Annotated in this window: 17 protein-coding genes; 11 read left to right on the top strand and 6 right to left on the bottom strand. The window is 51.9% G+C overall.

From position 1 onward, the window contains the following. Nucleotides 1-20 precede the first annotated feature (20 nt). Both pulA and NMQ00_RS05580 read left to right on the top strand, forming a co-directional pair. The gene (pulA, locus tag NMQ00_RS05575; protein ID WP_255178287.1) at nt 21-2,186 is read left to right on the top strand and encodes a type I pullulanase; all 2,166 of its coding nucleotides are present in this window, start codon (nt 21-23) and stop codon (nt 2,184-2,186) included. A 44-nt stretch (nt 2,187-2,230) separates the two neighbouring features. Then, nucleotides 2,231-3,031, top strand: coding sequence for a phosphotransferase (locus tag NMQ00_RS05580; protein ID WP_369696460.1), 801 nt, complete (start codon nt 2,231-2,233; stop codon nt 3,029-3,031). Nucleotides 3,032-3,076: 45 nt separating this feature from the next. Here the strand turns inward: NMQ00_RS05580 and cydS are convergent, their stop codons facing one another. Beyond that, entirely contained in the window at nt 3,077-3,187 is a 111-nt protein-coding gene (gene cydS, locus NMQ00_RS16405; RefSeq protein WP_021065570.1) for a cytochrome bd oxidase small subunit CydS family protein, read from the bottom strand. 135 nt (nt 3,188-3,322) lie between these two features. On the opposite strand from cydS, the gene trmB reads away from it, so the two are divergent. After that, nucleotides 3,323-3,970, top strand: coding sequence for a tRNA (guanosine(46)-N7)-methyltransferase TrmB (gene trmB / locus NMQ00_RS05585; protein WP_255178288.1), 648 nt, complete (start codon nt 3,323-3,325; stop codon nt 3,968-3,970). Nucleotides 3,971-4,075: 105 nt separating this feature from the next. Next, on the top strand, nt 4,076-4,585 hold the full coding sequence (locus NMQ00_RS05590; protein WP_255178289.1) for a hypothetical protein: 510 nt from the start codon (nt 4,076-4,078) through the stop codon (nt 4,583-4,585). Nucleotides 4,586-4,609: 24 nt separating this feature from the next. On the opposite strand, the gene dhaM is transcribed toward NMQ00_RS05590, so the two are convergent. From dhaM to NMQ00_RS05610, 4 genes are all read right to left on the bottom strand, one after another. Continuing rightward, a complete protein-coding gene (dhaM, locus tag NMQ00_RS05595) occupies nt 4,610-4,978 on the bottom strand; it encodes a dihydroxyacetone kinase phosphoryl donor subunit DhaM (protein ID WP_256440833.1) in 369 nt (122 codons plus the stop codon). Further along, nucleotides 4,971-5,561, bottom strand: coding sequence for a dihydroxyacetone kinase subunit DhaL (gene dhaL, locus NMQ00_RS05600; RefSeq protein ID WP_255178290.1), 591 nt, complete (start codon nt 5,559-5,561; stop codon nt 4,971-4,973). Before dhaL ends, dhaM begins: the two co-directional genes overlap by 8 nt. Before the next feature lie 24 nt (nt 5,562-5,585). Beyond that, nucleotides 5,586-6,563, bottom strand: a complete 978-nt coding sequence (gene dhaK / locus NMQ00_RS05605; protein WP_255178291.1) for a dihydroxyacetone kinase subunit DhaK — start codon at nt 6,561-6,563, stop codon at nt 5,586-5,588. A 104-nt stretch (nt 6,564-6,667) separates the two neighbouring features. Next, on the bottom strand, nt 6,668-6,970 hold the full coding sequence (locus NMQ00_RS05610; protein ID WP_021065576.1) for a PepSY domain-containing protein: 303 nt from the start codon (nt 6,968-6,970) through the stop codon (nt 6,668-6,670). Nucleotides 6,971-7,106: 136 nt separating this feature from the next. Between NMQ00_RS05610 and NMQ00_RS05615 the strand changes: the two genes are divergently transcribed. Together NMQ00_RS05615 and NMQ00_RS05620 are read left to right on the top strand one after the other, a co-directional pair. Continuing rightward, nucleotides 7,107-8,180 (top strand): M42 family metallopeptidase, encoded by a 1,074-nt coding sequence (locus NMQ00_RS05615; RefSeq protein ID WP_034778279.1) that lies wholly within the window; start codon nt 7,107-7,109, stop codon nt 8,178-8,180. A gap of 125 nt (nt 8,181-8,305) precedes the next feature. Next, complete coding sequence (locus tag NMQ00_RS05620; protein WP_255178292.1) at nt 8,306-9,322, top strand: PTS sugar transporter subunit IIC; 1,017 nt, start codon at nt 8,306-8,308, stop codon at nt 9,320-9,322. Between the two features lie 49 nt (nt 9,323-9,371). Here NMQ00_RS05620 and NMQ00_RS05625 read toward each other — a convergent pair whose 3' ends face one another. Beyond that, on the bottom strand, nt 9,372-9,704 hold the full coding sequence (locus tag NMQ00_RS05625; RefSeq protein ID WP_255178293.1) for a hypothetical protein: 333 nt from the start codon (nt 9,702-9,704) through the stop codon (nt 9,372-9,374). A 114-nt stretch (nt 9,705-9,818) separates the two neighbouring features. Between NMQ00_RS05625 and NMQ00_RS05630 the strand changes: the two genes are divergently transcribed. From NMQ00_RS05630 to murC, 5 genes are all read left to right on the top strand, one after another. Continuing rightward, the gene (locus NMQ00_RS05630) at nt 9,819-10,130 is read left to right on the top strand and encodes a thioredoxin family protein (RefSeq protein ID WP_255178294.1); all 312 of its coding nucleotides are present in this window, start codon (nt 9,819-9,821) and stop codon (nt 10,128-10,130) included. Between the two features lie 5 nt (nt 10,131-10,135). Next, nucleotides 10,136-10,927: a DUF1444 family protein gene (locus NMQ00_RS05635; protein ID WP_255178295.1), complete on the top strand. Its 792-nt coding sequence runs from the start codon at nt 10,136-10,138 to the stop codon at nt 10,925-10,927. A 54-nt stretch (nt 10,928-10,981) separates the two neighbouring features. Continuing rightward, the gene (ytpR, locus tag NMQ00_RS05640; protein WP_255178685.1) at nt 10,982-11,596 is read left to right on the top strand and encodes a YtpR family tRNA-binding protein; all 615 of its coding nucleotides are present in this window, start codon (nt 10,982-10,984) and stop codon (nt 11,594-11,596) included. A 53-nt stretch (nt 11,597-11,649) separates the two neighbouring features. After that, nucleotides 11,650-12,633, top strand: coding sequence for a hypothetical protein (locus NMQ00_RS05645; RefSeq protein ID WP_255178296.1), 984 nt, complete (start codon nt 11,650-11,652; stop codon nt 12,631-12,633). A gap of 88 nt (nt 12,634-12,721) precedes the next feature. Then, nucleotides 12,722-14,029: a UDP-N-acetylmuramate--L-alanine ligase gene (gene murC / locus NMQ00_RS05650; RefSeq protein ID WP_255178297.1), complete on the top strand. Its 1,308-nt coding sequence runs from the start codon at nt 12,722-12,724 to the stop codon at nt 14,027-14,029. Nucleotides 14,030-14,112: the final 83 nt, after the last annotated feature.

Here is a 14,112-nt window from a genome sequence, read left to right on the forward strand (position 1 = left end):
TTGGAGAGGATGGAACGCGTATGCATCACACACCAGAGCAGCAAACGACGTCACATGTGACGATTGAACGGGCTTCTTTGCTCTCGTTCGAGACGATTCGACTGGAAGTCATCGCCGAATATGAATCCGTTCCGGTACACATCGAACAGAACGGTCGACCGGTCGACTACGTGGTGCTCAATGAATGGACGACAGAGACCGGAACGATCGAGCGAGATATCCGATTGGCGCGACCGGTCAAGTTGGAAGCAGTATATACCGTTTTTCACCCTGGTCATAAGACGATTGTCGTCGTGCCCCGTGAGATTGTGCATACGGATGAGTTCGAACGCCGTTACGCCTATGATGGACCGCTCGGCCTCGCTTTTTCTGAGCATTCGATTGAGGCATTCGTCTGGTCGCCTGTCGCCTTCTCGATTTGGCTCGTCATCCACGATTCGACGACGCATCGCGAAATCGAGCGGTTCCGCATGTCGCGAGAAGGCCGCGGCGTCTGGCATGCCGACGTGCCTCGGTTTTACGAAGGGCATTATTATCGACTGTACGTCAAGACGCCGGTCGAAACGAACGAGGTCGTCGATCCTTACGCGAAAGCCGTCAGCCTGAATGGCGAATTTGGCGTATTGATCGATGTCGAGGCGCACGTTGCCGCGCACGTCGCGCCAACGGAACGCCCGCCGCTTCGGAAAGCGACCGATGCGGTCATTTATGAACTGAACATCCGGGACTTCACGAGCCACCCATCCTCGATGAGTCAGATGCGAGGCTTGTATGGTAGCATCGTCGAGACCGGGTTGAAAACGAGGGCCGAGAATAGTGCCGGCTTCGACTATTTGAAAGAACTCGGGGTCACCCATCTGCAACTGTTACCGGTCCATGATTTCGGCAGTGTCGATGAAGCGACCCGGATGCCCTACAATTGGGGATACGACCCGATTCATTGGTTCGGACTAGAGGGAAGTTACGCCTCGGATCCAGACGAGCCGTTGTCGAGAATTCTGGAATATGCCCATATGGTCGATGAACTGCATCATCACGGCATGCGGGTCGTCGTTGATGTCGTCATGAACCATATCTTCATCCGTGAGCAATCGTCGCTCGAGGCACTCGTCCCATATTATTACTTCCGCTACGAACATGACGGGACGGTCGCGAACGGCACCGGGGTTGGGAATGACACGGCTTCGGAACGGTATATGATGCGGCGGATGATCGTTGATTGTGTGACGTTCTTTGCCGAAACATATCATGTTGACGGCTTTCGTTTCGATTTGATGGGCATCCATGACGTCGAGACGATGAATCAAGTCCGGGCTTCGCTCGATAAGATCGATCGTTCGATTTTGATTTATGGGGAAGGGTGGGATTTGGCGACACCGCTCAGTCCATCGCTGAAAGCCTCGTCGCATAACGCCGCCTTCATGCCCCGAATCGGTCACTTCAATGACATGATGCGGGACGCGTTAAAAGGATCGACGTTTAATGACCGCGAGCGCGGTTTTGTCTCCGGTAACGAATGGCGGGAATGGGAGCTTCGAGAGTGCATCACGGGAGCGGTTCAAATTCCGAACGTCACCGTCGGACGGTTTCCGAGCCCGCAATACACGATCAATTATGTCGAGGCGCATGACAATTACACGACGTACGATAAATTACTGTTATCGTGTGAAGACATGGACGAGGCGGCGCGGTTACGAATGCAACGGTTCGCCACGGCCATCGTCATCACGTCGCAAGGTGTCCCGTTCCTCCATGCCGGCCAAGAGTTCGGTCGGACGAAACAAGGTGTCGAGAACAGTTACAACGCACCGGACCGAATCAATCATTTCGATTGGGATTTACGGGACGAGCGACAGCATGAAGTCGAATTCGTGAAGACGTTGCTGAAATTGCGACGCCGACACACGTGCTTCCGCTACGATACCCGACAGAAAGTCGTGGAACAATTCAAGTTCCTTCCGTCACCCCCAGGCGTGATCGCCTATGAGTTGACCGCAAGCCATTCTTATGACGCCTGGCAACGCGTCCGCGTCTATTTGAATGGAACGTTCGGTGACGTGACGTTTCACGCCGAAGGGGACTGGAACGTCTATGTCCAGGGGGAAACGGCGAGCCTTGTCCCGATCGAACGAAATCCGAGCGAGATTCAAGTCGAGTCGTTGTCAATGACGATTATCGCGTGTTAATATGGTGATTGTATCTTTGTAATTCTTAATGAGATTTGAGCGTGATGAATATGTATTCAGATATAATCGGTGCGCTCGGTGAAGAGTGGACGGTGGCTTCCGCGGGCGGGATTACAGGCGAAGCGTACGTAGCGACGACGCGCCAACAAAAAATCTTTGTCAAACGGAACTCGTCCCCGTTTCTAGCCATTCTTTCCGCCGAAGGCATCGTCCCCAAATTGCTGTGGACGAAGCGGATGTTCAACGGCGATGTCCTCAGTGCCCAACAGTTCATCGAAGGTCGTGAGCTATCGCCAACCGATATGAAACGGTCTGATGTGGCGGCACAGCTTGGGAAGATTCATCATTCGAAAGAGCTATTATTCATGCTGCAGCAGTTGAATCATACTCCGGTCACGTCGACGTTGTTGCTTCGGCAATGTGCCGCCTATGAGCAAGACGAGGCGGACGTGACGATTGATGAAGCGGTCGATTGGTTGACCGTCCATCAACCGGTCGATGACGAACGTGAACTTGTCGTCTGCCATTCGGATCTCAACCATAACAATTGGATCGAGGACGGGACGGGTCTGTTGTATTTGACCGACTGGGATGATGCCATCATCGCCGACCGTGCCTTTGATTTGGCGATGGTCGTCTACAGTTACGTCGATGAGGCGGACTGGGAGACGTGGTTCAGCCATTACGGCATCCGTTACACGTCCGAGCTCCATTACCGGATGCACTGGTATGCGATCGCCCAGACGGTTCTCACGTTGTACGGGGAACAGAACGGCATCGCCCGAGCAGAAGGATTGACCGTGCTCCGGGAACTGCTCGATGAAGCAGAGGAACGGACACAATGAAGAAAGGGATGGATCACGAGTGTGAGCCATCCCTTTCCATATGCATTAGACATCATCAGGTTTCATGAAATACGCCCAAACGAACGTCGCGATGACGGCGCCAAAGAACGTGAGCGGGGCCGCATAAAAGATTAAAAATTGATCCAACGTGCTCATCGATATAACCTCCTTGTGAAGGATGATTCATGTTCATTAAACAATGATTTCGTGTATAATCGCAAGGGGACTGCTCGCGCGAAGCGGCTAGTCAGCTGAAACTTGAACATTTCTTGAACGAAAGGTAGGAAAAATATGCGTTTACGTCACAAACCTTGGGCCAAAGAATATATGGAAGCTCAAGAACATGTCTTTATCACTCATCCCGAAACGTTAAAAGGGAATTGGAAAGCAGAATTTAAGAACGACAATCCGCTCTTTATCGAGGTCGGATCGGGGAAAGGGCAATTCGTTTTGGGGATGGCCCAACAGTTCCCGGACGTCAATTTCATCGCCATCGAGTTATTCGAGAGCGTCGCCGTGTCAATCGTGCAAAAGCTCGTGGAGACGCCGATGTCAAACGTCCGTGTGTTGACCGTTGACGCTAAGCAGCTCGTCGACTACTTCGAGGCCGGTGAAGTCGACCGCGTCTATTTGAACTTCTCAGATCCATGGCCGAAAACACGGCATGCGAAACGTCGATTGACGTATAAAACGTTCCTCGCCACGTATGAGGCTGTTTTACCTCGCGGCGGTGAAATTCACTTCAAGACGGATAACCGCGGTCTATTTGAATATTCACTCGAAAGCATGAGCCAATACGGTATGTACTTCACAGATATTTCACTTGATCTTCACGTGAATGAACCGGCTGACAACGTCCGAACCGAGTATGAAGAGCGCTTCAGCGCGTTGGGCCAACCGATTTATCGGATGGAGGCCGCCTTCCGCCCGAAAATTTGACACGCTTTTTTCTTATTTTAATAGCATTTTCTTCACACTTTTTTCTTTCTTCTTGGTACAATAGGAATGACGCTAAACTGGAATTAGAGAAGGGGGAACATGGGGATGTTGAAAAAAGCATGGGCAAGCCTGCTTGCACTAATCTTCATTCTAACAATCGCACCACTTAATACCTCGGCAAACGAGGCGTTCTTGGACGCCCTTGAAGAGGATTTGAAAGCCACGCACTACGACTACAAAGAAGGAACGGCTGAAATCGTAAAACAAGAGACGCTCCGTCACTCGAATGGCAATGAAGTCATCGCGGCGGTCGTCGAATTGGACACGGTCCGTGACGGCATCTTCATCACACGTAAGACTGAGTTCCATTATTACGATGCGACGGACAACAAGATTCTTGCAACTGCCGATCTCGTAGAAGTCGAAGGCGCGACTGAATTCTCGGATGCGAACATCGACATGCTCGGTCAAAAGGTCGTCTATTGGTTGCCTGTGTTGATTTTGCTCTTGTTGATCGCAGTTCCGGTCGTGATTTTGTTTGTCGTCGTTCCACGCTTTTACTCGACGACTGAGTACATGAACCCGATTTACGAGAAAAACGATAACCCACGTTAAAAAAAGAGCCGCGAGGCTCTTTTTTCATGCCATTTTTAGTTGTTCCACGATTTGAGCGACGTCCATCCCGTTACCGGATGAGACGGAAGCGACGAAGGCGCTCTCGACGATTGGTCCGTCATAGAACTGAATCGTTTTATCACCTTCATACATATCGACGGCAAGTTCGGCATTCATCGTGGCCGAACCAATATCGGATAAGATGAGCGCTTCTTTGTCGACGGCCTCGATGGCCTCGAGGATACGGGTCACATCGGTCCCGATGCTGCCGTCCTCAAGTCCACTCGCCAAGTGAATCGGAACGGCCGGGGCCATCTCTTTCATCAAGTCTTGGATCCCTTCGGCGATTTTGGCGCTATGGGATACGATGATGAGCTCTACGATGTCACTCAACCTCCTTCATAATCGCTTTCAACACGATGGAACTCGAGAGTGCGCCAGGGTCGACCGTACCGCGTGAGTTTTCACCGAAATAAGATGCCCGGCCTTTCGTGGCAATCATATCTTCGGTCTCGCCGACGAGGCGGTCGAGTTTGGCATCAAAATCGTCAGCCTCGCTCAAGTCAGACAAGAACGGTTCCCACACATCGACCATTGTCTTCTGGCCAACCTCTGACTTCCCGCGCGCCTTGATCGCTGTCGACGCCTCAAGAAGCGCTTCTTTGACGAGCTTGAAATCGGCCTCGGTTGCGTCACCGAACTTAGGTGCTGCCTTGACGAATGCCGACCCGTATAACGGACCGGCTGCGCCGCCGACTTTGGACATGAGCGTCATCCCGACTTTCCTGCTCAAGTCGCCAAGGCTGGCATAGTCGTCATCGAGTACGGCTACGACCGCTTCAAAGCCGCGTGACATATTGATGCCGTGGTCTCCGTCGCCGATGGCGCGGTCGAGGTCGGTCAGTGTATCCTTGTTCGCCTCAATCTCGGATTGGGCGTGTCGTAATGCTTGCTTGAACCCATCAATCGTCAACATTGCATAAACACCTCATTCATTGGATTAGAGTTTGAAACCGAGTGCCGCCGACGGTGCATCAAGATAGCCCGTCATTTCCTCGTCGAGCGGCAAGAGAGTGATCGAGAATCCGTGCATCTCGAGGGACGTCATATAGTTGCCGACGTATTTCCGTTTCAACGTGTAGCCGGCATCCTCTAATTTTTTCGCGACGAAGTGATACGTCACGTACAATTCAGACAATGGCGTACCGCCCATACCGTTGACCATAACAGCAACTTCGCCAGGACTCACTTCTTTTTTCAAGTGGTCGAGCAGGTCATCCACGATGGCATCGACGTTCGTCGTCGGCTTCCGTTCGACGCCGCGCTCCCCGTGAATCCCGATGCCGATTTCCATCTCTTCTTCATTCAAATCAAAACCTGGCTTGCCGCTCACCGGCATGTAACAAGGTTCGACAGCCATCCCCATCGAGCGAACGTTAGTGGCAACTTTCTCCGCAAGCGCTTTCACTTCGGAGAGTGATTTCCCGCTCGCTGCGGCCGCGCCGGCGATCTTATGCACGAACACGGTGCCGGCAACCCCGCGGCGGTCTTCCTTGTTCGAGATGGCTACATCGTCCGCGACGACGACGTGGTCGACTTTAATTCCTTCGGCGTCCGCAAGTTCGGCGGCGAGCTCGAAGTTCATGACGTCACCTGCATAGTTTTTGACGACGAGTAATACCCCGTTTCCTCCATCGGCCGCTTTGATGCCTTCGAGCACCATGTCCGGGGTCGGGGACGTGAACACTTCACCACATACAGCGGCATCGAGCATCCCGTCACCTACATAACCGGCGTGGGCCGGTTCATGACCGCTGCCTCCACCCGAGACGAGTCCGACTTTTCCGGACTTGGCCCCGTCAGCACGACAGATGACGTTGAATCCTTCCACACGACCGTACAGTTCAGGATGGGCATGGACCATTCCTTCGACCATTTGTGACACGAGCTCGTTTGCTTCACCGATCAGTTTCTTCACGTGGGATCACTCCTTTTTGAGTTTGAAAAGTACCATATTCAATTTTCCACTCTTTCGCCCAGATTAAACAAAAAAAGTCGGCGAATGTCATCGCCGACTCCATATCATGCATATTCAAGTAAAGCGCCAGTCTCTGAATCGACTGTGAATTGGTACGTCTTCTCTTCGTCGTTCTCGAGAACCGAGATGCCGCCCTTGAAGACGTCATACTCACGTCCGTCATACGTGTAAATCTCAGGTGATGCCGAGATCCATGCGCCTTGAACGTGACCTTTGGCTGAGAATGCCCGTTTCGTGTACTCGAGCGCGTCCTCAGCCGATAAGCTTCGTTCATCTAACACTTTTTTCGTCATAAGTGCGGCCGCGATGGCAACCCCGATTCCAACTAACCAATACCTTTTCTTCATATGACTACCTCCCCTTGAACTATGGCTATCATGTACATCGTACCAAAACCTGTACCCCATTGGAACGAAAACCATTCGCATCTGCCGAAAAGTTCTGTATATAATGAAACAAGAATGGTTGAAGGGATGGATGGAAATGGAACAAAAAACGAGAGACTTATTCAAGACGTTGACAGAACTTCCGGGCGCACCAGGATTCGAATCAGAGGTTCGTCAGTTTGTTCGTGACCGAATCACACCTCATGTTGATGAAGTCATGACGGATGGCATCGGCTCAATCTTCGGGAAACGGGTCGGGGACGAAGCGGGCCCACGCATCATGGTCGCTGGACATATGGACGAAGTCGCGTTCATGGTCACCCGAATCACAGAAAACGGGATGCTATACATACAGCCACTCGGTGGATGGTGGAGCCAAGTGCTCATGGCGCAACGATTTGATATCGTGACGAACGATGGATTGATTCCGGGCGTCGTCGCATCGACACCTCCGCACCTGCTCGGACCGGACGCAATGAGTAAACCGATGGACATGAAACAGATGTTTATCGACATCGGCGCCGATACGAAAGAAGAAGCCGAGTCATGGGGCGTCCGTCCGGGTCTTCCGGCTGTGCCGACAAGCGACTTCACGCCGCTCAAACATCCGAAAAAGATTATGGCTAAGGCTTGGGACAACCGCTACGGCGTTGGGCTCGCCGTCGAATTGCTCGAAGAGACGACAAAAGCCGATCATCCGAACATCTTGTTCTCGGGTGCGACTGTCCAAGAAGAAGTCGGACTCCGTGGAGCGCAAACGGCAGCCGAAATGATTCGTCCGGACGTCGCGCTCGTTCTCGACGCGTCACCGGCCAACGATGCGTCTGGCAATAAGACGGAGTTCGGCCAACTCGGGGAAGGGGCGCTCATCCGAATCCTTGACCGGGTCATGGTTATGTCTCCAGAGATGCGTGACTTCTTACTAGACACGGCATCTGACGAAAACATCAAAACGCAGTACTTCGTCTCGCCAGGTGGAACGGACGCAGGCCGCATCCACATGAGCGGGGAAGGGGTCCCGACGGCCGTGATCGGTGTCGCGGCGCGTTACATCCATACACACGCCTCGATTCTGCATACGGACGACTATGATGCGGCGAAAGCGCTACTCAAAGCGCTTGTCAAACGACTCGATCGTTCGACGATGGAGACGCTTCGAGCTTCACGCTAAAGGTAGAGAGAACGTCACTCGTGTAGTGGCGTTTTTTATATTGAAATTTCCCGAGAAACGCTTATACTGATAAAAGTGTGAAGACAGAAACTTTACGACTGACAAGACAGGAAAGAGGGATTTCCATGTTTAAGAAAAAAGGGATCACGCTCAGTCCGTCGCTTTATTTTGTGACGGCACTCAGTTATATGGCACTCGGCTTATTCAGTACGCTCATCATCGGCTTGATCATGAAGACGGCGGGTGGGCAATTGCTCGAGACGAGTCTGTCCGGTTTCGGGTCGGCGCTCATCGAGATTGGTGATGTGGCGATCAGTTTGACTGGACCGGCGATCGGGATTGCCATCGCCTATGCGCTCCAAGCGCCGCCGCTCATCTTGTTCTCGGCGCTCGTCGTCGGAGCGTTCGGCTATGAGTTCGGGCCAGCCGGCAGTTATGTGGCGACGTTGCTCGCTGTCGAGGTTTCCAAACTCGTCTCGAAATCGACGAAACTTGATATTTTGGTCACACCGTTCACGACCATTGGCGTCGGTTATTTGGCTGCAACCTATATCGGTAAGTATGTCGGCTTGTTCATGACGCAGCTCGGGACGTGGATCGAGTGGGGCACGGAACAACAGCCTTTGTTCATGGGCGTCGTCGTCGCGACACTGATGGGACTCGCGCTCACGGCACCGATCTCGAGTGCGGCCATCGCGCTCATGCTCGGCTTGAGCGGCATCGCAGCAGGCGCGGCGACGGTCGGCTGCGCCGCCCAGATGGTTGGCTTTGCGATCACGAGTTATCGGGACAACGGCATCGGCGGTGCGATCGCCCAAGGGATTGGTACTTCGATGCTTCAAGTCGGCAATATCGTGAAGAATCCTTGGATCTTGTTGCCGCCGACGGTAGCGGGGGCGGTGCTCGCCCCGATCGCGATTCTGTTGTTTGAGCTCGAAAGCGTCGCGGCTGGTGCCGGGATGGGGACGAGCGGACTCGTCGGTCCGATCGTCATGCTCGAGACGATGGGCTTCAGTTGGCACATGTTCATCGTTGTGCTCGGCTTTTTGATTGTCGGTCCGGCAGTGCTCAGTTATGCGGTCTATCAAGTGTTGGTCCGGATGAACCGGATTCGACCGAACGACATGAAAATCGAATATTGAACATACGAAAGAGAGCGTCCCGGCATATAAGCGGGACGCTCTCTTCAGTTCACCAACCGAAAAAATGTCGGACGGTCTCGACGGTTTCCCGCGGGACGCGGAAGCTCGCCAAGAATAAGACGAGCAAGACGACATAGACGGGGATTAAAAACCGTTTTCGAATGATGGGCAGCCTGCGCACAAGACGCTTGCCGACCCGTTCAAGTATGTAAATCACGGCGAACCCGACGACGAGCCATACTAAAATCTCGCCTCGTGACTTGTCCGTATTGATGAACAAATAACCGTAGCGTAAAATCGACAACATGCCGATGACGCCGACGAGTTGTTCAAGTGGATGTTTCATTTCTGGATTCAACTGTTCGCGTGTCCATTTTGTCATGACTTCACCTTTTTCACGTAGTCTTCGCTCCCGATGATCATAAAACATGAGAGCGGAATGTGACAACGGACTTATGCTATCATGAATGGGGAAAAAAGAACAGGAGTGGTGAACATGAAACAATTGACAACAATGAACGAGTATACAGAAGCAAAACAAGGAAAGAGCATCTTGATGTTCTCAGCAACGTGGTGCGGCGATTGCCGTTTCCTCGATCCATTCATGCCAGAAATCGAAGCGAAGTTTGAAGATTGGACGTTCTATTATGTCGATCGCGACGAATGGATGGAGCTCGCGCAAGAGCTCGACATTTTTGGGATTCCAAGTTTCGTCGCTTTCAACGGTGGGCAAGAGGTCGACCGCTATGTCGGGCGCGAACGGAAGACGCCAGAGCAAGTCGAAGCCTTCCTTCATGGGTTAGGGTGATATAAATGGAACGGAATGAATTACGTCGTCATCTCGAAAGTAAGTTCTCCGACGGATACCGCACCTCGTACGACCGCGAGAATGAGGTGTTGCGCATCGAACGGGCGACCGATCGCTTCGGCGTCAACATCCGTCTCGCCCCACTCGTGGCGAAAACTAAAGTCCGGGGGCAAATCGCCGTCGATGAGGTCGTCGACTATATCAAGACGGCACTCACAGCCGATGATGCCGTCACATTAGCAGGCAATGAGGCCAATCTTTATCCTGTCATCCGTTCCGCTTCGTTCTCGACCGAGACGAAACGGGGTGAGACGTTGGCGATGACGCCGCATACGGCGGAGACGGCCATCTTTTACGCCCTCGACTTGGGTAACGGCTATCGGTTGATTGAAGAGCGGCATTTGGGCGGGATGACGCTCGAACGGCTTGATGAGCTAGCACGGGATAACGTCAAAAAATTACCGACCGATTTAAAAGAAGATACCGTTGCCGGCAACACGTTCTATTTCTTGGCGGCGCGCGACGGCTATGAGGCGTCACGCCTCTTGAACGACGATTTTTTACGGGTCATGGAACGCCGCATCGAAGGCGATATGCTCGTCGGGGTGCCGCACCAGGACGTGATGATCATTGCGGACATCCGCAACGACCAAGGTTATGATGCGATGCAACAGCTTATGTTCGACTTTTTCACGAATGGACGGATTCCGGTGACGGCTCTTTCTTTCCATTATGAAGCTGGCGTACTCGAGCCAATTTTCATTGTTGGAAAAAAGAACCCACCAACCGACGCATAATCTGCTAAACTATTTGTGTCTAGTTTGAAAGAAGGGGCGTTTTTACGTATGCAAATCAATGCTTTTTATAACCGTGAAGGAATCGGCGATGTCCTCATGGTCTTGTTAAGAGAAGGTGATCGCCATCATCAGGTCGTTGAACGGAAAGACGATGTCGCCATCGTTAAATCGACGACAGGGAAAGTCAATGGCTATAACGTGTTCAATGCGAGTAACTATTTTGATGTCAGCGCTTGGCATGGTCCTGTCGAATTGACGGCCGAATTGATTGAGACGCTCGGCGTCATCTTGCGCAAACAAAATATCGAAGCCGAATTGTCGGGTGTGGACTTCACCCCGAAATTCGTCGTCGGCTATGTGAAAGAAGCCGAGAAGCACCCGGATGCCGATAAACTTTCGATTTGCCAGGTCGAGACCGACCAAGGTATGGTCCAAATCGTCTGTGGCGCACCGAACGTCGCGGCCGGCCAAAAAGTCGTCGTCGCGAAACCGGGAGCGGTCATGCCATCAGGGTTGATCATTCGTCCGTCTAAATTACGTGGTGAGAGCTCACACGGCATGATTTGTTCGGCCCGTGAATTAAACTTGCCTGATGCACCGCAAGAAAAAGGGATTCTCGTATTAGATGACGAATATGAAGTAGGTAAAGCATTTGAAATCGGTCGCTAAACTCGACCGATTTTTTGCTAAATAGGATTGAGTGAAAAAGCGAGGAATCAAGTATGGATGCATATGAACGTTCATTAAAACAGCAAGCAGACCGAATTCGACGCGAACTATCCCAAGAAGGGAAGAAAGGCGCGCCTGCACCGAAACCCGAGCCGAAGGATGAATTTGTGCCGTCGGATGTGCCATCTCCGATTTATGGATATGCCCGACCGAAACCGAAAATCATTCTGCCCACTGAACATTCTCCGGAGACGAGAGACGATTCAGCGATCCGCCAAGCGAAACGAGTGGCCGTCCCGATAGAGGAAGTGTCAGAAGCGGTACCGCCAAGCGTAGCGCCTGAGCCTGAGACCGAACCGGTAATGGATTCCGTAGATGAAACGGTATTGAAATCAGTAGATGAATCGATGGTTGAATCCGTAGACGAAACGGTATTGGAATCAGTGGAGGAACCGGTGATGGAGTCAGTAAACGAATCCGTGCCGACCGAGGATGAGGCGCCGACGTCACAGCCCGACCACGATGTCGCAGCGGGCGAAGCGCCAGCAGCGGAGACGCTTGAGGAAATGGTGACCGAGCAAACCGAGGCACCAGTTGAAGCGTCGATTATTTCCACGGAAACGTCGGAACCGATTGATGAGAATCCGACCGTCTCAGAAGCCGAGCCGGCTGAACCAGACGCAAAACCGATTCTCGGGGAAGTCTCGATTGTCGAGAGTGGATTCGCTTCGGTATTTATGGGGTCGACCGATTTGAAATCGTCAAAAATTTCCGTTCGTGAAGAAAAACAAGATGTGGCCGAACCATCGTTACCGATCGAAACTTCGGTCGAGACGGTGGCACCGATCGTCGAGGATGTTGCGAAAACATTACAGTCGGACGAACCGGTCGTTGTGCCTGATGAAGAAACATTGACGCCCGCCATGGGCGTGTCATACAAAGCGGAAGGCCCTCCGCTCAACGTCATGATGACACCACAAGACCGGATGGCGATGTACAAGAGTCGCCGGTTGGCTAAAAAAAACAATAATCTGTAATAGCATGACTCCGGTAGTTTTGCTATAATGACAAAGGTTTGTCGCATTTTTTCTGCAGACCGCAATGAATTAGGGGGGCTATTTACAGATGAACCGTTATCACTTCGTCGGAATTAAAGGAACGGGCATGAGTCCTTTAGCTCAAATTTTAAATGACATGAACAATGAGGTCCGAGGTTCGGACGTTGACAAAGCATTTTTTACTGAAGAAGCATTGAATCGCAAAGGAATTGAAATTCTTCCGTTTGATCCTGAAAATATTACCGAAGGGCAAATCGTCGTACAGGGCAACGCCTTCACTGACGATCACCCTGAAGTCGTTCGGGCGCGCGAGCTCGGATTGACGATATACAAATACTATGAGTTTCTCGGCGAACTGGCCGACCATTACACGAGTGTCGCCATTACGGGATCTCATGGTAAGACGTCGACGACAGGCCTTTTAGCCCACGTCATGCGCGGCATCGAGCCGACGTCGTTCTTGATCGGCGACGGCACAGGAGAAGGGGTCGAAGACTCGAAAAACTTCGTCTTCGAAGCATGTGAGTACAAGCGTCACTTCTTATATTACCGTCCAGACTACGCGATCATGACGAACATCGACTTTGATCACTCGGATTATTTCTCGGGTCTCGATGACGTCATCGATGCGTTCCAAGAGATGGCGAAACAAGTGAAAAAAGGCATCATCGCTTGTGGTGATGATGAAAACCTGCAACACATTCAAGCGAACGTGCCAATCGTCTATTACGGTTTTGGCGCCCATAACGACTTCCGCGCCGAGAACGTGAACTCGACGGACAACGGGACGACGTTTGACGTCTACTTACGTGACGATTTCTATGGGACGTTCCGCATTCCGGGATATGGCAACCACAGCGTCTTGAACGCCCTTGCCGTCATCGCGACATGTGACTATGAGAACTTACCGAAAGAGTTGGTCAAAGATCGTCTTGAGACGTTTAACGGCGTGAAACGTCGTTTCAGCGAATCGACGCTCGGAAACCAAGTGTTAGTGGATGATTATGCCCACCATCCACGGGAAATCAGTGCGACAGTCGAAGCGGCGCGTAAAAAATATGGCGGCCGTGAAGTTGTAGCCATCTTCCAACCACACACGTATACCCGCCTTAAATCATTCATGGATGATTTCGCTGCGGCATTAGCCGAAGCGGATGCTGTATACTTGTGCGACATCTTCGGTTCGGCTCGCGAGCAAGAAGGCACGGTCACGATTGAAGACCTGCAATCGCGCATCGAAGGCGCGAATGTCTTGAAGCGAGGCGGAGTCAGCGTCTTAAGTCAACATACAGATGCTGTTCTCCTGTTCATGGGAGCCGGAGACATCCAAACGTATCAACGTGAATATGAGGATCACGTCCAACTCGAAGCGTGAATCGAGAGCGAATGGCTTAAGCCGTTCGCTTTTTTGTGTTTAATCTCAAGCCAAGACGGTAATAGTATTAGCGACTGAAATTG

This window comes from Exiguobacterium aurantiacum (genome assembly GCF_024362205.1).
Lineage (GTDB): Bacteria > Bacillota > Bacilli > Exiguobacteriales > Exiguobacteriaceae > Exiguobacterium > Exiguobacterium aurantiacum_B.